Source organism: Agrobacterium sp. P15N1-A (assembly GCF_044626815.1).
Taxonomy (GTDB): Bacteria; Pseudomonadota; Alphaproteobacteria; order Rhizobiales; family Rhizobiaceae; genus Agrobacterium; species Agrobacterium leguminum.
In genome coordinates this window covers 175,679-195,235 of sequence record NZ_JBIUPF010000003.1, presented here as the reverse complement: position 1 = coordinate 195,235, position 19,557 = coordinate 175,679, and the positions used below count along the sequence as shown (strand labels likewise).

The window sequence follows — 19,557 nt, the reverse complement described above, 5'->3', positions numbered from 1 at the left end:
ATCGTTGATTGTAATTGATTAAAAACCGTCCCAGCAGGCCTGTGCCAGCCGGCCGATCGTCTCAAGCGCGATGGTGTATCCCGGCGTGCCGTCAGGCATGGTTTGCGGAACCTCATCGGTATAGGTGGTGATGATGAAGGACGGCGCGCCGTTTCTGTAGACGATGCCGGCATCCATGCGCCCACGCTTGCCGCGGCCACTCTTGCTGGCCACCACGGCCTCGAAAGGCAGGCGGGAGCGAATTCCATACCGCAGAATCTGGTTCTTCAGCGTCTGCATGGCCCACTCGCACAATTGCGGGCTGCAACCGAGCTTTGCCTGCGCCTCCGGCGAAGATTGCGCATCGAGAATGGTCTGCAGCAGAAGCACCTGATCCGCCGCCGAGGTGGTCGTAACTGTCTTCAACGGATGGTCGGCCGCCAGCGCCAGCGGCGGGATGAGGAAACGGTGGTGGGTATTGGCCATGCCGAGCGACTTGCAATAGCCGTCCACCTCTTCCAGCGTCAGCCGTTCCAGCACCATCTTGGTGCAGACATTGTCGCTCAGCACCATCATGCCGGCGACGGCATCGCGTAGCGAAATGACGATGCCCGGCGTCATATAACGGAACATGCCGCTCGCAACCTCTTCCGCCAGCCGTTTTTCATAGGTGACGGGCTGGTCGAGATCGATCCGCCCTTCGCTGGCGGCCTTGAGCACGGCCATCATGATCGACGTCTTGCGGGTGCTGCCCGATGGCGTCTCCTCGTTTTCTCCCCGGCCGATCTCTTCACCGGTCAGGAGATTGCGCACCATGAAGCGCGTCACGAAAGGCTGTGCATCACAGATCGCATTTAATTGGGCAGCCACAGTCATTGTCATCTTCCTGTTAAACTTCATCTTCCAGACGCCATTTCAGTGTCACGCCGCCCTTTTCATTCTGGTCGAGGGCGGGAATGGCCGAGAGCAGCCGGCGCGTATAGGCCTCCCTCGGACTGTCGAAAATCGTGTCGCGGTCACCCTCTTCGATGATGCGACCGTCCTGCATGACGACGACACGGTCGGCCACCTGCTCCACCACGCCAAGATCGTGGCTGATGAACAGGCAGGAAAAACCGTAACGTTTCTGCAGATCGGAAAAGAGATCGAGCACCTGCGCCCGCACCGTCACGTCGAGTGCCGAGACCGGTTCGTCGGCGATCAGGAACCGCGGACGGCGGGCAATGGCGCGGGCAATCGCCACGCGCTGGCGCTGGCCACCGGAAAGCTCATGCGGATAGCGGGCGGCAAAATCGGCGCCGAGCCCCACTTCCTCCAGTGTTTCCAGCGCCCGCTTGCGCTTGGCGGCCTGGTCGAGGTCAGGCACGAGGCGCAATGCCTCCTCCACCAGCGCCTGAATGGTCATGCGCGGATCGAGCGAGGAATAGGGATCCTGAAACACCATCTGGCAATTCAGGCGATAATCCTTCCAGTCCTCGTTGCGCTCGCGGCCCTGAAAGCGGATATGCCCTTCGCTTTCCTGCACAAGCCCGGCAATGGTGCGGCCAAGCGTCGTCTTGCCGGAACCGGAACCGCCGACGAGCGCCACGACCTCGCCCTCATGAATATCGATGCTGACGCCATGCAGCGCCCGCTTCGGTTTGGCTTTCTTCAGCAGCGATTTGCGGCCGGCATAATCGACGACGATATCGCGGGCCGAAACCATTGGCGCCTTGGAGGTGTCGATACTGCGCGGCTCGCCGCGGAACGGCAGGGAGGAAAGCAGTTTCTTCGTATAGGGGTGCTGCGGCGCATCCAGCAGGTCCTCGGTACGGCCCTGTTCGACAATTGCGCCTTTTTCCATCACCACGATACGGCTGGTATAACGCGCCACCATCGGCAGATCGTGGCTGATGAGAAGAACGGCAGTGCCTTCCGCTCGCGTCAGTTCCACCATCAGTTCCATGACATCGCGCTGGATGACCGCGTCCAGCGCCGTCGTCGGCTCATCGGCAATCAGCAAAGCGGGTTTCAACAGCATGACCGAGGCCAGCATGATGCGCTGGCGCATGCCGCCGGAAAACTCATGCGGATAGGCCGTCAACGCGCCTTCGGGATCGCGGATGCCCACCCGCCGCAGCATATCGAGAATTTTCTCGCGGCGCTCTTCAGGCGACAGCTTCGTATGAAGGATCAGCCCTTCCTCCAGTTGCCGGCCTATCGTCATCGATGGGTTGAGCGAGGTCATCGGCTCCTGAAACACGACGCCGATCTCCGCGCCGCGCAGACGCCGAAGCTCCTTCACCGGCAGGGACATGACGTCCTGCCCCTTGTAGATGATCGACCCGCCGGTGACGGCGATGGCCGGCGGCAGAAGCGAGATGAGCGCGCGGGTGGCGAGCGTCTTGCCCGAGCCGCTTTCGCCGACGATGCCGAAGATTTCGCCCGCAGCAATATCGAATGAGACATCCTTGACCACCCGGTGGCCGGTTCTGGCGACTTCGAGCGAAAGGCCGCGAACAGTGAGAAGTGTATTGTCTGTCATTTGAGACCTCTCATGCGCGGGTCAAGCCTGTCGCGAAGGGCATCGCCCAGAAGATTGATGCCAAGCAGCGTCAGCGCGATGCAGAGACCGGGGAAAAGCCCGAGCCAAACGGCCTGCTGGATGAAGGGACGGCCGGCGGCCAGCATGTTGCCCCAGGTGGGCGCCGGCGGCGGCACGCCGAGGCCGAGGAAGGAGAGCGCGCTTTCCGACAGGATGGCCCAGCCGAACATGGAGGTGGCAAGAACCGTGATCGGCGCGATGCAATTGGGCAGGATGTGGCGGAACATGGTGTAGATCTCGCCATTGCCCATCACCAGCGACGCCTCGATGAATTCCCGCTCGCGCAGAGAAAGCACGGCACCGCGCACCACGCGGGCCATGGATGGCGTATAGGCGATGCCGAGTGCGAAGATGATGCCATACTGGTTTGCGCCGAAAACCGCGAGCAGGCCGAGCGCCAGCAGAATGCCCGGAAAGGCCAAGAGCGCATTGTTGATGGCCATGATGACGCCATCCACCCAGCCGCGCGCATAACCGCTGACAAGGCCGATCAGCGTGCCGAAGATCGTCGCGAAGCTGACCGTCAGGAAGCCGATCCAGACGCTGGCGCGCGCGCCAACCATCAGGCGGCTCAAAACATCGCGCCCGAATTCGTCGGTGCCGAGAAGATGGCTGGCGCTTGGGCCGGCCAAACGCGAGGCAAAGCCGAGCTTCATCGGATCATAGGGGGTCCAGAACAGACCGGTTGCGGCGGTGATGAGCAGGAGGGCGATGAGAAAGCCGCCGACAAGCCCGTTAAGTGTGAACTTTTTCATTCGGCAACCACACGCGGATCGAAGAGGGGATAAAGAAGGTCGACGAACAGGTTGACCAGCACATAGGACAGCGAAACGAACAGCAGGCAGCCCTGTATGACCGGATAGTCGCGGGCAAAAATACTGTCGACCATCAGCCGTCCGAGGCCGGGAATGGTGAACACCGTCTCGATGACGGCGATGCCGCCGAGGAGATTGCCAAGGATGAGGCCTATCATCGTCCAGGTCGGGCCGAAGGCGTTCTTGAAGGCGTGCCGCCAGAGGACAGCACTTTCCGAGAGGCCCTTGGCACGGGCGTGGGTGATGTAATCCAGCCGCAGCACTTCCAGTGTCGAGGCGCGCGCCATGCGGATCAGAACGCCCATTTCGTGGATCACCAGCGTCATGACGGGCAGGACGAGATAAAGCATGCCGCCGACGAGATTATCGCTGATCGACACATATCCCAGTACCGGCAGCCAGCCGAGCTTGAGGCCGAAAAACAGCAGAAGCAGCAGGCCCAGCCAGAATGTCGGGATGGAGAGGAGCAGGGTTGCCGTTCCCACCAGCGCAAGATCGGTCAGGCTGTTCTGTTTCCAGGCGGCAATCACGCCTGCCGGAACCGCAATCAGGCTGGCGAGCAGTACGGCGACCACAACGATCTCGGCACTGACGAGAAAGCGCGAGACGACCAGCGGCAACACCGCTTCGTCATTAACGATGGAGCGGCCGAAATCGCCCTGCACCACATTGCCGGCCCAGATGACGAATTGTTGCGGCATGGACTTGTCTAGGCCGAGTTCGGTCCTCATGGCTTCGATCTGTTCCGGTTGCGCCATGTCGCCCAGCATCAGGGCAGCCGGATCACCCGGAATGAAGCGGATGAGCGCAAAGACCGTGATCGACACGAATGCGATCGTCGGCAGCGCCATCAAAAGACGGCTCAGTATGAATCTTATCATCGGTTCCCCACGATTGATGGCCGGGAATGACATCCCGCCTCTATCGGTTTCGTTGCTGGTGACTATGACGGATTGGGAAATATCACGCAATATTATGCGTAAATGTCATATGTCTATGCAGAATGGCGGCGTGTTTCTTCCTGATGAGGACAATGAGATTTTCCGCCCAAAATCACGTTTTCAGTCGATTTTTTGCGAAAGCTGGATTTCCCGCTTCAGGGCATCGCTCAGCGCCTGCGCCGCGATGGACAAGGGTGCACCGGAAGCGCGGGCAAGACCGAATTCCTGCGTGGCCTGCGGGACGAATGGCCGGGCGACAACGGGAAGGTGCCGGTAGAGGTTAGCATAAAAACTGCTGATGATCGTTACCCCCAACCCGTGCGCCACATAGGCGCAGGCGGAACTGTTGGTATGGGTCTCGATCTTCACCATCGGCTTGACGCCGGCCTTCTTGAACACCTGATCGAGCGCCATGCGGTTCGGCCGCTGCCGGCCGATCAGGATGAGCGGAACATTGCGCAGATCCTTGACGGTGATTTCGGTGAGTTCAGCCAGCGGATGATCCTCCCGGACCACGCAGACGCTTTTGCCGGTCGCAACACGTTCGACATCGATGCCCGGCCCGATCTCGCCTTCCATCCGCAGGAAACCCAGATCGATTACCCGTTCGCCCACCAGCTTGTTGATGGCGGTGGTCGTCTCGAAGAAGGTTTCGATACGCACGCCGGGAAAATCCCGGACATAGTCGATCAGCATGGCGGGCGCGAAATTTTCCCACATGCTGCTCGGCAGGCCGATGCGGACGATTTCCGGGCCGGCGGCACCATTGCGCAAATCCTCGGCGTGGCCGGACATCCGATCGACGGCAAGCAGCACGTTTTCGGCATCACGGGCAAGAAGTGCGGCCTCCGGCGTCGGAATGAGCCGCCCCTTGTCACGGGCAAACAGTGTCAGCGACAGATCCGATTCGAGCTGCGCCAGAAGCCGGCTGACACCGGACTGGCTGAGACCCATGGCCTTGGCCGTGGCAATGGTCGAGCCGGTGGAAAGAAGCGTGCGCAGGACTTCGAGCTGCTTGATGTTCATGAGGCCAGCACCATGAATGAAAAACGAGCCGGTAACGGTTCAACCCTTTTGCCGCCGATAGCGCTTCCTGTCACCGGTTTTTTATCCTACCCGCGACAGCGACCTACAATTTCACCTCATAGACCGTGTCATGGGTGGCCACGCGTGCCTCGCCCGATGGCGTCACCCAGCCACGGAACATGCCGGGCGTGTTATAGGGTGCGGCAATGCCACCTCCGGCATCGATCGCCACTAGCCCGGCACCGATATTGTAGGGGACCAGATCCTTGTGCACGAGATTGCCGGCGGCGGTCTCCAGATCCTGCCCAAGATAGGCAACGCGGGACGCGATCTCGTGGCCGACGACATAACGGATGAAAAACTCGCCCTTGCCGGTCCCGGAAACTGCACAGGCGCCATCCCGCGCATAGGTGCCGGCGCCGATCACCGGGCTGTCTCCCACCCGGCCGTCCGGCTTGTTGGTGTAACCGCCGGTCGAGGTGGCCGCAGCAAGATGCCCCGCCGCATCGAGCGCCACTGCGCCGACGGTCCCGTGCTTTTCGTTTTCAGTCGCTTCCGTACCTGTGGCGGCATGACGCTTCATCGCCGACAGTGCCTCCACGCGCTTTTGCGTGGTGAAGTAGGATTGAGGCTCGGTGGCTAGCCCCTTTTCCCTGGCAAAGCGGTCCGCCGCCTCACCCGTCAGATAGACGGCACGTTCATCGACCATCAGCGCACGCGCCGCCTTCACCGGGTTGCGGATGGCACGGGACGCGCTGATCGCGCCCGCCGCCAATGTGGCACCGTCCATGATGGATGCATCGAGTTCGTGAATGCCGTTTTCGTTGAGTGCGGCACCATGCCCGGCATTAAAATGCGGGCTGTCCTCCATGACGACGACCGCCGCCTCGACCGCCTCAAGCGCGGTTCCGCCAGCCTTCAGCACGCCATAACCGGCGCGCAGTGCCGCCGCCAGATCGTCGCGCGCAGCAGCCCACTCCTCTGACGTCATGCTGTCTTCCGGCATCACGCCGCAACCACCATGAATGGCCAGTGCGATCTTCGTCATGTGCTCACTCCCTCGTCATCCTACTCCGGCAGGGCCTCTTACCATCAATGAAAGGCGATATCGCCGATGACCCGTACGCGCACCCTGCGAGCGCCGCCCGGCAGATAGGCGATCGGGATATCCTCCACCTCAAGCGTCTTGAGGCTCGCCCGCTCCGCGCCGGAAGCAACGGCTGCGTTCCGCGCCTCGATCTCGGCTTTCGCAAGGGCCTCGTCCCGGCTCAGTCCGGAAAAGACCTGATCGACCTCGCCGGAAACCTGCGCCATCGCCGCGCCCAGCGCATTGGCAACGCCGGCATTTTCCACACGCAGCACTTCCGACGCACCCGGAACTGTCTCGGGGATCAGGAACGCCCCGCCGCCGACGGCAACCAGCGGCACGTCTTCGGCCGAGGTTTTCATCTGGTCGAAACTGTCGGCCACCATGTCGCGGATGCGTTGAAGCGAGGCCTGCACGAAAGCCGGATCGAGGTCTTTCACACGGTCGCGGTCACCCATCTCGATCAGGCCGGCGGCAACGGCGATATCCGATGTCGTCAGCGTCTCGCCGCCGAAAACCCGGGCTTCCGTCAGAATGCGGTAACCGACCGAGCGCGGACCGATCTTGCCTGTTTCAGGGTCGACGATGGTGCCGCCGCCGAGCGCAATCGGCAGGAGATCGGGCATACGGAAGAGCGTGCGTACCCCGCCAATATGGACGATATTGTTTGCCTCGCGTGGAAAACCGCCGACAAGGCAGCCGATATCGGAGGTGGTGCCGCCGACATCCACCACCATCGCATCGGAAAGCCCGGTGAGGAAGGCCGCACCGCGCATCGAATTGGTCGGGCCGGAAGCGAAACTGTGCACGGGGTTGGCGGCGGCCACATCCGCGAGCGCCACGGTGCCGTCATTCTGGGTCAGATAGAACGGTGCCCTTACGCCCGCTTCACGCAGCGCATCCGAAAATGCCTGAACCGTTGTCTTGCCGAGCGTTTGCAGCGCTGCATTCAGGAGGGCGACATTTTCTCGCTCGAGCAGCCCGATGCGGCCAAGCGTATGGGAGAGCGTGATGCGTGCATCAGGGATCACAGAGCGGACGATTTCCGCCGCCCTCACCTCGCACTCCGTCGTCAGCGGTGAGAAGGTCGCGGAAATGGCGATGGAAGTGATACCCGCATCGCGGATTTTCATCGCCGCTTCGCGAATTTCATCGGGAACCATGGGCACCAGCGGACTGCCGTCATATTCATGGCCGCCGTGGACCATGAAGATCAGCGGATCAACGGCCTCGCGAAGATCCTTCGGCCAATCGCACATCGGCGGCAGTGAAGAACCTGTTGGCAATGCGATGCGGATGGCCGCGACCCGTTCCAGCCGGGCGCGCTCCACCACCGCATTGGTGAAATGGGTCGTGCCGATCATCACCGCATCAATCGGCCGGTCCGCCGCGCCGACATGGCCTGCCACATGGGCAAGCGCCGCCTTTACGCCGGACAGGACATCCTGCGTGGTCGGGACCTTGATGGAAGCGACGATGGTGTCTCCATCGATCAGAACGGCATCCGTATTGGTGCCGCCAACGTCAATACCGATGCGTTTCATGGGAATACCGATCTGAAGTCAGTGTCATAACCGAAGGCGCGCGGGCCAACGGCGGCGATGCCGGCAGGTGTCGTCAAAAGCTCCGGCGCCGGCAAGGCGACAACCGTGACACGCTGGCCGTAACGCACCGATTCCGTACCGATGGCGCCGCCCGAGACAGTGTCGAGAAGGCAAAGCAGGTCGGGCGTCATGGCCACCGGCTGGCCATCGCGGAAGGCGACCGCCCATTCGTTCTGGAAGGCCAGTTCCATGCGCGAACCCCGGTCGGCATCGATACCTTCAATGGTCGTGCTGCCGCGCAGGAAACCACCGGTGGTCTCACGCGCCACATCCACCACCTTGCCACGGAACAGCTGCTTGCCGCCCTCGTGGTTAAGAACTGCCTGAACCGGATCGTCGTGGCGCGCACGCGCCTCCATCACCGCGCGCCCAAGTTCGGTCGCCTTGGTGACGGTGTAGTGAATACCCCATTCCTTCACTTCCCTGCCGGTGCGCGGCGCCTTGCAGGTGGCGGCGGTGGAGCCGACTTCGGTGCAGACCTTGCGCGAGATGCGCTCCATCCATTTCCACGATGCCGCGCGCGTCACGATCACCTCATTGTCGCGCACATCGACCAGCGACAGCGGAAACATCGGCAGGTTGCCGATTGCAAAGGATGTCATCTGCGCCTCGGGATAGGCGCGTCCCATGGCATCGGCATTAACGACCGGCCGGTCGAGCACAGCGGCGGCGAGGAAGGACGACAGCGCATTGGAACCGCCGATTTCAACGCTCATGATCGCCCGGAACGGCTTGCCGAGATAATCCTCCATCACCTCGACGGCACGGGCGAGATGGACAGGATCCCCCAGCCGCTCCTGACCGACAAGCGGCGCACCCATCTTGGAGACGACGGCGACCATATCGTCATCGGCGAGCGCCATGGGATCCATGACCTTCACCCGCCTGCCCTCGGCATAAAGACGCCGCAGGTTGAGCGTCGAGATATAGGGATTGCCGCCGCCCCCCGTTCCCAGAATCCAGGCGCCGGTGGCCAGAGGTTCGATATCGTCTTCGGAAAATTCCTGGATCATGCGTCATCCTCGGGCATGCCGCAGCCTTTCCGGCCGCAAGCGATGCTCCTTCCCTTTGAAGTTCCAAGTCTGGCCAACCCCGCCATTGTGGCGGGGCCGGCTTTCATGAGGCGGAGATCACTCCGCCTTGCAGTCCCAATGGAAATTGGAGAAGTTCAGGTCCCAGCTCTGCATGGGAATGAACTCGTAACCCTGAAGGCACTTGTTCGCCGCATAACGGCGGTTCGGCGCAACGGCCCAGACGTCCGGCTGAAGATCGGCGATCTTCGTCTGCAGTTCCTTGTAGGTGGCGTTCTGCTCGTTCACATCGGTGGTCGCGCGGACCTTGTCGATCAGGCCGTCGATTTCCGCGTTCTGCAACCATTCCATCGACATCCAGGTGCCGGAAGCCTTGGAATGATACTGGTTGTAGAACATCGCGTCCGGCGACGGATAGGTCGGAGAGATGTTCACCTGCGTCGATGCCGGCGTGGTTTCGGGCTTGGAGGACAGCTCGACGATGCGGTTCCACGGCTCCGGCTTGATATCGAGCGTGATGCCGATCTGCTCGAGGCTGGATTGCAGAAGCAGCGCCACTTCGGCCTCGAAGGCCAGCGACGCGACATAGCTGTTAACCAGCGTGATCTTCTGGCCGGCATATTTCGACTTCGCCAGTTCTTCCTTGGCTTTATCCAGATCGTAGACGCCGGGCTGGATATCGCCATTATGCGCATCCTTGAACGCGTCTGAGAGCGGTCCCTTCATATCGAAGCCCGGATAGATCACTTCCTGGATCGTCTTGTAATCCGTCGCATAGGCGATGGCGCGGCGAACGTGCACGTCGTCGGTGGGATAGACCTTGGTATTGAGCTTGATGACGAAACCGCCGGCGGTGCGAGTCTGGATCAGCTTGTAACCCTTCATGCGGCCGATGGATTCATAGGTGTCGTTGCCAAGCCCGTGCGAGGAAAGGCCGAGTTCACCCTTTTCCGCCAGCGCCTTGACGGTGGCGTCGTCGCTGGTCTGCACGAAGCGCACTTCGTCGATCGGCTTGCCCTTGGTCCAGCCGAGGAAATAATCGGCATTGCGGGCAATGACCATGTCGGCGGAACGGTTGTAGCTGACGAGCTTGTAGGGGCCGGAGCCGGCGGAATGTTCGCCGACATAGGCCTCGCCCCACTTGTCTTCCGGCTTGGCATTGGCTTCGATCAGCGTCCTGTTCATCGCCATCATCAAGGGCGTCGCCGCCATGAAGGGCGAGAACTGGCGCTCGATCTTCATGACCAGCGTGGCATCGTCAGGCGCGGTGACGTTTTCGGGCTTCAGAACGCCGACGATGAGGTTCGACGGGCCCTTGTTGATGCCGAGCAGGCGCTGGATCGACCAGGCAAGATCGGCAGCCTTCACCGCCGTACCATCCTGAAACTTCGCATCGTCGCGCAGGTGGAAGGTGTAGGTCAGGCCATCTTGCGAAATATCCCAGGATTTCGCCAGATGCGGCACGATTTCGCCCTTGGCGTTCACCGTGGTCAGGCCGTCATACATGTTCACGATGGCCATATAGCCGGTGTAATCAGTCACCTTCGCCGGGTCGAGCGAGCTGAATATCTGCATGGTGTTGACCGCGACCGACACCTTGTCTTCCGCAAGGGCTGCGGAAGAAACAAACGGCAGCACGAGCGCCGTGCCGAGCGCCAGCGCGGCGAGACGGGAAGAAAGTACAGGCATTTTCATTATCGTTCTCCTCTTTATTGCGGGTCATTGGCCCCGCTTATGGTTAGGCAGCCTTGCTGACCGGAACGGGCAGCGGTGAGAAAGGAATGTCCGGGTAACCGAATGCCGCCGGCCCGACGACCTCAAGCGCGCGGGCGCTGCGCAGCAGGTCATGGCAGGGGATGGCGATGACGGCCACACGCTGGCCGTAGCGCAGCACTTCGGTGGTGATCGGATAACCGGTGTCGACATCGAGCAGGACGATCAGGTCGGGCACCGTCACCTCCACCTTGCCGTCACGGGAAAACAGCAGGAATTCGTTCTGGATGGCGACGCCAGCCGTCTGGCCGGCGCAATCGTCGAAGCCGGAGAGCGTGAGATCGCCAACCGCGAAGCCGCCGCGCAGATGGCGCTTCAGATCGGTGATCTTGCCGTTGAAGATGCGCCGCCCGCCTTCCAGCGCGCAGACCGCGGCAATCGGGTCTTCCTGCTGCTTGCGGGCGCGGATTACCGCCTCGCCGATGGCGATCGCCTTGGTGTAGGTTTTCGGAATGCCATACTGATGCACGTAATGCGCCTGCATCGGCGCGGTCGCGAGCATTGCGCCACCGCCCTGCGAGACGACACAGGCGCGCGCCATGCGCTCGTGCCAGACTTCGGAAACGGCATGGCTGAAGATGACGGCATTGCCGTGCAGATCGCACATCACCGATGGCGTGGAACTGTGGCCATAGATGGAGAAGGTCGTCATCTGCATTTCCGGGAATGCCCGGCCCATGCCGTCGCAATCGAGGATCGGCAGGCCGCCCAGTGCCGCAGTGACCAGCGGGTTCATGGAATTGGAACCGCCGATTTCCTCGCAGACGATGGCGTCGACAGGCGTGCGGATCAGCTCCTCCATCGCCCGCAGGCAACGCAGGCCCTCGCGCCCTTCGCGAATACGCTCGACGCCAACAACAGGCGCGCCGATGCCGCCGATCGACATGCAGAGCGCGTCCGGCTCGATGGCGTCGGTTGCGAGTATCTTCATCTCGTAACCGGCCTTCATGGCTTCCAGCGCCAGAAGCTTGCCAAGATAGGGATTGCCGCCGCCGCCCGTGCCGAGAATGCCGGCACCGATTTCCAGCGCGTCGAGATCTTCACGGGTCAGCGTCCGCAATGCCGCTTCGTCATATTTCAGCTTGCGTGTCTCAGCCATGATTGGCTCCCATTTCTCCAACAACTTTCACATGAATGCGGGTGGCATTGCCGGGCAGATAGGCAAGCGGCATGTCCTCGCGCTCAATGACTTCCAGCGTTTCGGCAATCGCTCCGGCGGCAATCGCCTTTTCGCGTGCCTCCGCTTCCGCCTCGGCCAGCGCGCTCTCGCGCGTGCGTCCGTCCACCAGCGAAAAGACCCGGTCGGTCTCCCCGCTGATCTGCGCAATGGCCGCGCCAACGGCATTGGCCACCGCGAAATTCTCCGGGCGGATGACGTCCAGATCACCGATACGATCCGGCATCAGGATGGAACCGCCGCCAACGGCGATCACCGGCACCGGCGACGACGAGATACGGCTGCGCTCCACGCAGGCCTCAAGCATGTCGTTGATCTTGTCGACTGCCGCATTCACGAGCTTTTTGTCGAGGCTGGAAACCAGCGCCTTCTCGCCCACATCGGCCTTGCCGGAGGCAACGGCGATATCGGTCGCCGTCAGGGTCGAACCACCAAAGCAGAGTGCATCGCGGCGAACCCGGTAACCGACGGACTTCGGTCCGACGGTCAGGCCATGATCGCCATTGACCACCAGCGAACCACCGCCGAGACCGATGGAGAAAACGTCGGGCATGCGGAAATTGGTGCGCACACCGCCAATATCCACCGTGGTCGAGGCCTGACGCGGGAAGCCGTGCGACAGCGAGCCCACATCGGAGGTGGTGCCGCCGACATCCACGACCACGGCATCCTTGAGGCCGGTGAGAAAGGCCGCACCGCGCATGGAATTCGTCGGGCCGGACGCGAAGGTGAGCACGGGGAAACCGCGCACCACATCCGCCGCCATCAGCGTGCCGTCGTTCTGGGTGATATAAAACGGGCAGGTGATGCCCGCCGCCTTCAGCGCCTCGCCGAAAGCCGCAACGGTGCGGTCGGCAAGCGACAGCAGGCTGGCATTCATGATCGCCGCACTTTCACGCGCAAGCAGACCGTGACGGCCAATATCCTTGGACATCACCACCGGCAGGCCGGGGCAGCGCTCCTGAAGGATTTCCTTCGCCCGCAGCTCCATCGCATCATTGATGCCGCTGAAAACGCAGGTGACGGCGGCGGCCTTCAGGCCCTTGGCGCGGATATCGGCGGCGATGCGGACGATCTCGTCCTCATCGAGCGGCGAAATTTCGCGGCCGTCGAATTCGTAACCGCCCCGCACCTGATAACCATGGTTGCCGACGATTTCCTTGAGATCATCCGGCCAGTCTACCATGGGCGGCAGACCGGCACCGGAAGGCAGGCCGAGACGGATCGCGGCCACCTCGTCCATATGCCGACGCTCGATCACCGCATTGGTGAAATGCGTGGTGCCGATCATCACGGCACCGATGCGCGCCCTGTCGATACCCGAAGCCTCGATGACCTTTTCAAGGGCTTCGATGACACCGGATGTCACATCCTCTGTCGTGGAGGCCTTCACCCCCGCCAGAACGGTTTTATCCTGCAACACAACGGCATCGGTATTCGTGCCGCCGACGTCAATTCCAACGCGATACACGTCAGGCTCCTCTTTCATCAATCGGTCGTTTTTACGAGGAAGCGCATGCGCTCTTCCTCGGTCACGGTGGGTTTGAGACGTTCTTCCTCGTCGGTGACGACGGGGATGGCCGCGATCAGGGCGCGGGTATAGGGATGGGCCGGCTCGGCGAAGACCGCCGACGTCACACCCTCCTCGACAATCTCGCCGCGCAGCATGATGGCGATGCGCGAGCAGAAATTGCGCATCAGCGACAGGTCGTGCGAGATCATCAGATAGGTGAGGCCAAGCTCCTCGCGCAGCTGCAGCAGAAGGTCGATCACCGTCTTCTGCACGGAGACATCAAGTGCTGCCGTCGGCTCATCAAGGATGAGGATTTTCGGCTCCGCAGCCAGCGCACGGGCAATCGCCACACGCTGCTTCTGGCCGCCGGAAAGCTCGTGCGGATATTTGCCGAGATAGGATTGTGGCAGCCGCACCAGCCCCATCAGTTCCTGCATCCGGCTTTCCCGCGCCTGCCCATCCATGCCGATGGATTTCAACGGTAATGAAAGCGTCTGCCTGACGGTACGCTTCGGATTGAGCGAAGTACCCGGATTTTGATAGACGATCTGCGTCAGCCGCTTGCCGCGCTCAGGCGTCGGGGCGTCAATGACGAGATTGCCGGAGGTGGGGCGCGAAAGGCCCATGATCATGCGCGCAACCGAGGTCTTGCCGGAGCCGGATTCACCCGCAAGGCCAAAAACCTCGCCCTGCTTCAGCGTCAGGTTCACGTCGCGCACCGCGTGATAACCGTTGCGCCTGCCGTAAATCTTGTTCAGGCCTTCGATGGTGATGATCGGAGCGCGCGTGCTTTGCGCGAGATCGGTGACACGCGAGCCATAGAGCGGCGGCACCGCATCCAGAAGCGAACGCGTGTAATCCGCAGCGGGAGAATGCAGGATTTGCGTGCAAGGGCCGGTTTCAACGATATCGCCGTGATGCATGACCACGACCCGGTCCGCCACCTTGCGCACGACGCCGAGATTGTGGGTGATCATCAGCAGCGCCATGTTTTCTTCGGCAACCAGCTGGTTGATGAGGTTGAGGATTTCATCCTGCGTCGTCACGTCGAGCGCAGTACCCGGCTCATCGGCGATCAGGAGCTTCGGCTGATGCAGCAGGGCAAGCCCGATCAGCACACGCTGGCGCATGCCGCCCGAAAGCTCGGACGGATAGGCATTCATCACCCGCTCGGTATCGGCAAGCTGCACGCGGCGCAAAACGGCAGAGATGCGGTTGCGGCGCTCCGCCTTGGACGAGTTGATACCATCGCGTTTGTCGGCAAAGCGCATGACATCATCGAGATGGGTGCCGATTTTGAAGACCGGATTGAAGGACGATAGCGGGTCCTGCATGATCAGTGAAAACGCCGTTCCCTTCAGCGCCTCACGTTCTCTGCGCGGCAGGGCAAGCACGTCGCGGCCATCGATGATGATGGCGCCGGAGGTGATCGCGGCATTCTTCGGCAGGGTGCCGATAATCGTCTTGGCCGTGACCGATTTGCCCGATCCGGTTTCGCCGATCAGCGCCACGCGCTCGCCGGCGGCAACCGTGAAGGCGACATCGCGCAGCACCTGTCGGGTGCGGCCGTAATTGGTGAAGGTGACGTTGAGGTTTTCGACCTTGAGAAGCGGTTCAGTCATGGCCTTAGCTTTCCACGTCGAACATGTCGCGCAGGCCGTCGCCCAGCAGGTTGAAACCCAGCGTCACGTAAAGCACGGCCGCACCGGGGCAGAGCACTTCCCACCAGAAATCCGGCATGAACTGGCGCCCGTCGGCGACCATCGATCCAAGATCAGGGGTCGGCGGCTTGACGCCGAAACCGAGGAAGCTCAGCGTCGCGCCGAACAGGATGACGAAGGCGGCATCGAGCGTCGTCTTGACCGATATGACCGAGACGCAATTGGGCAGGATTTCGCGGAAGAGGATGTGCAATGGGCCTGCACCGGCAAGACGTGCGGCCTCGATGTAGTCTTCGGACGCAATGGACTTCGACACCGAATAGATCAACCGCGCATGCCAGGTCCACCACAGCAGTGTTATCGCGATCATGGCGTTCATCAGCGTCGGCTCCAGAAGGTTGGAGACCGCCAGCGCCATGACGAGCGGCGGCATGGCCAGCATCACGTTCGTCAGGCCGCTGATGAGTTTTTCGGTCCAGCCGCCGAAATAACCGGCGATGAGGCCAAGCACTGTGCCGACGGGAACCGAAATACCGAGCACGCCGATGACGAGAAGGAGCGAGACCCGCAGCCCGAAAATGGTGCGGGAAAAGATATCGCGCCCGGCCTTGTCGGTGCCGAACCAGTGCTCCAGATCCGGCGGCATATGGCGGGCGCGGAAATCGACGACGGCGCCGATATGTTTCGGATAGGGCGTGAGCCATGGCGCGAAGACCGCCAGCACCAGCACCGACAGGAGGATCAGCGAACCGATGACCGCTGCCGGATTGCGGCTGAAGCGATACCACATCATGTAACCGGCGCTTAAACCGCGATCGGTGGGTTCGAGCATTTTCATATCAGCCATCAGCGAGCCTCCTTGCGGCGCAGGCGCGGGTCGATGATCGAGATCAGGACATCCACGATCAGGTTCGCAACGATGAAGAACAGGCCGGCCACCAGCACCACGGCAGTGACGGCATTGAGGTCTTTCTGCAGGATGGCGTTCAATCCGTAGGAAGCGAAACCGCCCCAGGCGAAGACCATCTCGATCACGAAGGCATTGCCGATCAGCGACGCGAATTCGAGACCCATGATCGTCAGCGGCGCGATGGAAGAGAGCTTCAGCAGGTAACGGAAGATGATGACCCGCTCCGGCACGCCGAAGCTCTGCAGGGTCAGCACATGGTCCTTGCGCTGGTTTTCAATCATCGAGGAGCGCGTGATGCGGGTGATCTGGCCGATGCCGGCCATGGAAAGCGCAAAGGCCGGCAACGCGAGATGCTTCAGCGCATCCAGCACCACATCGAACCGTCCGGCCAGCGTGCCGTCGATCAGGATGAAGCCCGTGGGGCCGCCCTGCCAGCCGAGCGAGTGATCGAGCCTGCCGATGATCGGCCAGCCGGAGAGAAAGCGGGCGGCCAGCAATTGCAGCGTGATGGCGAAAAGAAAGCTCGGGATCGTGACCCCGGTGAGCGACAGGATGCGACCGATATGGTCCAGCGGCCGGTCGCGGTAATGCGCGGTGATGACGCCAAGCGGGATGGCGATGGCGAACATGAAGATGACCGACACCAGCACCAGCTCGACGGTGGCCGGAACGGTCTGCGCCAGATCGGTGGTGACGGGGCGCTGCGACACCAGCGAAAAACCGAGATCGCCGTGCAGGGCATTGCCGATATAGTCGAGATATTGGACGGCCAGCGGCTTGTCGAGGCCCATCTCCCCGCGCAGCGCATCCACCTGCTCCTGCGTTGCCGCAGGACCGAGCGCCATGCGGGCGGGATCGCCCGGCACCACGCGAGCGAGCACGAAAATCATGATGGACAGGGCGATCATGACCAGCACGAAGGTGCCGAGCCTGTTCAAAATCGCGACCAGCGGATGTTGCTGCATCGGTGGAACGTTCCTTGTGCATCGGTTGCGTGAGCACAAGTTTTCACCAGATGGCGGTTTGAACAATTGCCGAAAGGTATAGTTTTTTAAAGAATGAGTATAGGTTTTTAAATCTGGATATTCTATCCCTTTCCCGATGACACTCCTGCCCCGTCCCCGCCTCTGCCACCGCATCGCCAGCGAAACCGCGGGCGTGGTATTTCTGCGCGCGCCGGCGGGTGCCGGAAAAAGCGTGCTGCTGGAGATGCTCGCAGAAGAACTGGGAACGCAGATATGCCGCACGCACCAGCCGCAGGGCGACGACGCGGCAAATGGCTGCCTGCTGTGGGACGTTCCGGTCTTTGCACGGGCAGTACGCATGCCCGCCCCTATCCTGGAATCCGTGCGTTTCGTCGTCATCGCCTGCCGGCCGGACCAGCGGATCAGCGGCATGGCGCGGCACATCCTGCATCGCGGTTCGCTCACCATAGGATCGGACGAACTGGCCTTCAGGCCGGATGAGGCGGATGGCCTTCCGCCTGAACAGAAGCATCTGGCACTCGAGGATTATGCGGGATGGCCGGCCTTCCTGTCGCTGGCGCGTCTGCCGGACGAAACGTTATGTGCCGACTATTTGCGGGAAAGCTATCTGCCGCATCTTTCCCCTGCCCAGACGGTCGAACTGTCCTTCTGGCTCGAAAATCCCTCCGCAGATCCAGATGCGGACTGGAGCAAGCTTCTGCCGCCCTTTCTGACGGGAAAACCAGATAATCACCACACGCTGATACGGCTTCTGACGGTTGCAGCAAAAGAACGCCTCGCCACATTGCAGGCCGGCAGCGCCGTAGTGGAGGTCGCTTCGGCGTTCGAAAAGGCAGGACGTTCGCTGGCCGCCATGGCCATGCTGCTGGACCGCGGTTACGAGACCCATGCCGCGCAAATTCTCGAGCGCGCCGATGGCCGTGAGCTGATCTACAGGAGCAGCGTCGACCGCTTTCGCGAAATCATCATGCGGTTTTCGCAGGATATGATTACAGCGAATGAGACCGTGCTATTTGCCGTCACTCGCGCGCTGCTGAAACAGGGTGAATTGCAGCGCGTGCGTCATTTGCTCGGCAAAAGCCTCGGGTCGGATTATCTCGATCCGCTGAAGGTGCTTGCCCGTGGCTCGCGGTTTTCCTTCGCGGCCCGCACCTTCCGGCTGAACCTGATGATTGCCGAGGACCTGACGCCCAATGACGCGGTGATAACCCGTCTCGCCGAGTTCATGGCCGACTACCCCATGGACGACCACGGCAAATGGGCGGCCTATTACAATGCGCTGCTGGAATTCGAAATCCGCCGCCGCAATTTCCGCGAGGCCGAGGCCGCCGCCGCCCGCGCTCTGATCTATCTGCGCAAGATGGGCGGGCAGCCCCTGCTGGAATTCTTTATCCATCTGCACCAGATCGTGCTGCGGTTGATGAGCGGCGATGTGCTTCTGGCCCGCCGGGCGGCGCAGGAGGCGCGTGCACGGCTGGAACAGGTGCCGCATGATGCCGTGCAGGAGTTCCGGATGTTGCGGCTGGCGGAAGCCTGCCTTGCCTATGAAGCGGGAAAACCGCGCGACCTGCTGCATTTCGTCGAGCACGAATTCGATCACTTCGCCGCTGCCGAAATCTGGCCGAGCCTGATGCAGTTTGCCCTGTTTTACGCCTCGCAGGTGTTGATCGACCATTTTCCGATGACCGTTCGTCCGGGCTTTCTCGATGGTCTGTGGATTCATCTTTCGGAAGGTCTGCAATTCCATGCGATGATGGAGATCAGGACGGCCATTGCCTATCAGAACGCCAACCGCTGGGCGGATGCCGCCGCGACGCTTTCGGCAATCCGCATGCCGATGGGCCGCAACTGGGTGGAGAGCGCCCATGAAGACCTTTCCCGCCTGACGCGGCGGGACGAAATCGCCTATGTCATGGCATGGCTGCGCGATGCGGTGCATCTTTTCACGCCGCGCGCCTATCTCTCCCGGCAGATTGACGCGATGATCGCCAATCCAAAGGTCACCAACCGCGAGAAGGTCGCGCTGAGAATCTGGCAGAGTTACGCCGCACACCAGCGCCGCGACAACGCCGCCGCTCGCGCCCATATCCTCACCGCTCTTGAATCGGCAACCCGCCTTGGCTGCAATGGCGTCCTGTCGGAAGAACGCGTCTTCCTGTCGCCGCTTCTGAACAATCGCCGCATCCGCAGTTTCATCGAAACCTCTTCCGATGTCCGCGCCGCGCTGTCGATTTTCGCCGCCTCGGTGAATTCACCACAGGCACGCGCCCTGCATGGCGGGCTTTCGCAGCGGGAGGCGCAGATGCTGCAACTGCTGGCCAGCGGCATGTCGAACAAGAAGATCGCCCAGACGCTCAATATCTCGGAAGTGACGGTGAAATTTCACCTTGGCAACCTGTTCCGCAAGCTGGATTGCAAACGCCGCGCGGAGGCGATCCGCGCGGCGAAAGCACTGGGCTGGCTGTAAGGT

General features: G+C 61.6%; 15 protein-coding genes. 1 reads left to right on the top strand and 14 read right to left on the bottom strand.

The window, feature by feature from the left end:
• Positions 1 to 18: 18 nt before the first annotated feature.
• The 14 genes from ACIK7D_RS12825 to ACIK7D_RS12760 form a co-directional block, all read right to left on the bottom strand.
• Positions 19 to 855 carry a serine hydrolase gene (locus tag ACIK7D_RS12825; protein ID WP_035221036.1) on the bottom strand — a complete coding sequence of 279 codons (837 nt, stop codon included), beginning with the start codon at positions 853 to 855 and terminating at the stop codon, positions 19 to 21.
• Between the two features lie 13 nt (positions 856 to 868).
• Entirely contained in the window at positions 869 to 2,503 is a 1,635-nt protein-coding gene (locus ACIK7D_RS12820; RefSeq protein WP_400156487.1) for an ABC transporter ATP-binding protein, read from the bottom strand.
• On the bottom strand, positions 2,500 to 3,318 hold the full coding sequence (locus ACIK7D_RS12815) for an ABC transporter permease (protein WP_174057808.1): 819 nt from the start codon (positions 3,316 to 3,318) through the stop codon (positions 2,500 to 2,502). Before ACIK7D_RS12815 ends, ACIK7D_RS12820 begins: the two co-directional genes overlap by 4 nt.
• Positions 3,315 to 4,259, bottom strand: coding sequence for an ABC transporter permease (locus ACIK7D_RS12810; RefSeq protein ID WP_003511005.1), 945 nt, complete (start codon positions 4,257 to 4,259; stop codon positions 3,315 to 3,317). The genes ACIK7D_RS12815 and ACIK7D_RS12810 overlap by 4 nt, the downstream gene beginning before the upstream one ends.
• Before the next feature lie 180 nt (positions 4,260 to 4,439).
• A complete protein-coding gene (locus ACIK7D_RS12805; RefSeq protein ID WP_110757939.1) occupies positions 4,440 to 5,345 on the bottom strand; it encodes a LysR family transcriptional regulator in 906 nt (301 codons plus the stop codon).
• Positions 5,346 to 5,448: 103 nt separating this feature from the next.
• The gene (locus tag ACIK7D_RS12800; protein WP_174057809.1) at positions 5,449 to 6,393 is read right to left on the bottom strand and encodes an isoaspartyl peptidase/L-asparaginase family protein; all 945 of its coding nucleotides are present in this window, start codon (positions 6,391 to 6,393) and stop codon (positions 5,449 to 5,451) included.
• 44 nt (positions 6,394 to 6,437) lie between these two features.
• Positions 6,438 to 7,976, bottom strand: coding sequence for a hydantoinase/oxoprolinase N-terminal domain-containing protein (locus tag ACIK7D_RS12795; protein ID WP_174057810.1), 1,539 nt, complete (start codon positions 7,974 to 7,976; stop codon positions 6,438 to 6,440).
• Positions 7,973 to 9,049: a DUF917 domain-containing protein gene (locus ACIK7D_RS12790; RefSeq protein ID WP_400156486.1), complete on the bottom strand. Its 1,077-nt coding sequence runs from the start codon at positions 9,047 to 9,049 to the stop codon at positions 7,973 to 7,975. The genes ACIK7D_RS12795 and ACIK7D_RS12790 overlap by 4 nt, the downstream gene beginning before the upstream one ends.
• A gap of 117 nt (positions 9,050 to 9,166) precedes the next feature.
• Positions 9,167 to 10,762, bottom strand: coding sequence for an ABC transporter substrate-binding protein (locus tag ACIK7D_RS12785; RefSeq protein ID WP_174057811.1), 1,596 nt, complete (start codon positions 10,760 to 10,762; stop codon positions 9,167 to 9,169).
• Between the two features lie 43 nt (positions 10,763 to 10,805).
• Positions 10,806 to 11,939, bottom strand: a complete 1,134-nt coding sequence (locus ACIK7D_RS12780; protein ID WP_004438394.1) for a DUF917 domain-containing protein — start codon at positions 11,937 to 11,939, stop codon at positions 10,806 to 10,808.
• Positions 11,932 to 13,488, bottom strand: coding sequence for a hydantoinase/oxoprolinase N-terminal domain-containing protein (locus tag ACIK7D_RS12775; protein WP_400156485.1), 1,557 nt, complete (start codon positions 13,486 to 13,488; stop codon positions 11,932 to 11,934). The genes ACIK7D_RS12780 and ACIK7D_RS12775 overlap by 8 nt, the downstream gene beginning before the upstream one ends.
• A gap of 17 nt (positions 13,489 to 13,505) precedes the next feature.
• Positions 13,506 to 15,152, bottom strand: a complete 1,647-nt coding sequence (nikE, locus tag ACIK7D_RS12770) for a nickel ABC transporter ATP-binding protein NikE (RefSeq protein WP_400156484.1) — start codon at positions 15,150 to 15,152, stop codon at positions 13,506 to 13,508.
• Between the two features lie 4 nt (positions 15,153 to 15,156).
• A complete protein-coding gene (locus tag ACIK7D_RS12765) occupies positions 15,157 to 16,038 on the bottom strand; it encodes an ABC transporter permease (RefSeq protein ID WP_020813268.1) in 882 nt (293 codons plus the stop codon).
• The gene (locus ACIK7D_RS12760) at positions 16,038 to 17,066 is read right to left on the bottom strand and encodes an ABC transporter permease (protein ID WP_142170627.1); all 1,029 of its coding nucleotides are present in this window, start codon (positions 17,064 to 17,066) and stop codon (positions 16,038 to 16,040) included. Before ACIK7D_RS12760 ends, ACIK7D_RS12765 begins: the two co-directional genes overlap by 1 nt.
• Positions 17,067 to 17,202: 136 nt before the next feature.
• Here ACIK7D_RS12760 and ACIK7D_RS12755 point away from each other — a divergent pair, with 136 nt between their 5' ends.
• Positions 17,203 to 19,554: a LuxR C-terminal-related transcriptional regulator gene (locus ACIK7D_RS12755; RefSeq protein ID WP_400156483.1), complete on the top strand. Its 2,352-nt coding sequence runs from the start codon at positions 17,203 to 17,205 to the stop codon at positions 19,552 to 19,554.
• Positions 19,555 to 19,557: the final 3 nt, after the last annotated feature.

Bases quoted from the DNA above. Each gene is read 5' to 3' on its own strand.
- ACIK7D_RS12825 (WP_035221036.1), bottom strand. From the start codon at position 855: ATGACTGTGGCTGCCCAATTAAATGCGATCTGTGATGCACAGCCTTTC.
- ACIK7D_RS12820 (WP_400156487.1), bottom strand. From the start codon at position 2,503: ATGACAGACAATACACTTCTCACTGTTCGCGGCCTTTCGCTCGAAGTC.
- ACIK7D_RS12815 (WP_174057808.1), bottom strand. From the start codon at position 3,318: ATGAAAAAGTTCACACTTAACGGGCTTGTCGGCGGCTTTCTCATCGCC.
- ACIK7D_RS12810 (WP_003511005.1), bottom strand. From the start codon at position 4,259: ATGATAAGATTCATACTGAGCCGTCTTTTGATGGCGCTGCCGACGATC.
- ACIK7D_RS12805 (WP_110757939.1), bottom strand. From the start codon at position 5,345: ATGAACATCAAGCAGCTCGAAGTCCTGCGCACGCTTCTTTCCACCGGC.
- ACIK7D_RS12800 (WP_174057809.1), bottom strand. From the start codon at position 6,393: ATGACGAAGATCGCACTGGCCATTCATGGTGGTTGCGGCGTGATGCCG.
- ACIK7D_RS12795 (WP_174057810.1), bottom strand. From the start codon at position 7,976: ATGAAACGCATCGGTATTGACGTTGGCGGCACCAATACGGATGCCGTT.
- ACIK7D_RS12790 (WP_400156486.1), bottom strand. From the start codon at position 9,049: ATGATCCAGGAATTTTCCGAAGACGATATCGAACCTCTGGCCACCGGC.
- ACIK7D_RS12785 (WP_174057811.1), bottom strand. From the start codon at position 10,762: ATGAAAATGCCTGTACTTTCTTCCCGTCTCGCCGCGCTGGCGCTCGGC.
- ACIK7D_RS12780 (WP_004438394.1), bottom strand. From the start codon at position 11,939: ATGGCTGAGACACGCAAGCTGAAATATGACGAAGCGGCATTGCGGACG.
- nikE (WP_400156484.1), bottom strand. From the start codon at position 15,152: ATGACTGAACCGCTTCTCAAGGTCGAAAACCTCAACGTCACCTTCACC.
- ACIK7D_RS12765 (WP_020813268.1), bottom strand. From the start codon at position 16,038: ATGGCTGATATGAAAATGCTCGAACCCACCGATCGCGGTTTAAGCGCC.
- ACIK7D_RS12760 (WP_142170627.1), bottom strand. From the start codon at position 17,066: ATGCAGCAACATCCGCTGGTCGCGATTTTGAACAGGCTCGGCACCTTC.
- ACIK7D_RS12755 (WP_400156483.1), top strand. From the start codon at position 17,203: ATGACACTCCTGCCCCGTCCCCGCCTCTGCCACCGCATCGCCAGCGAA.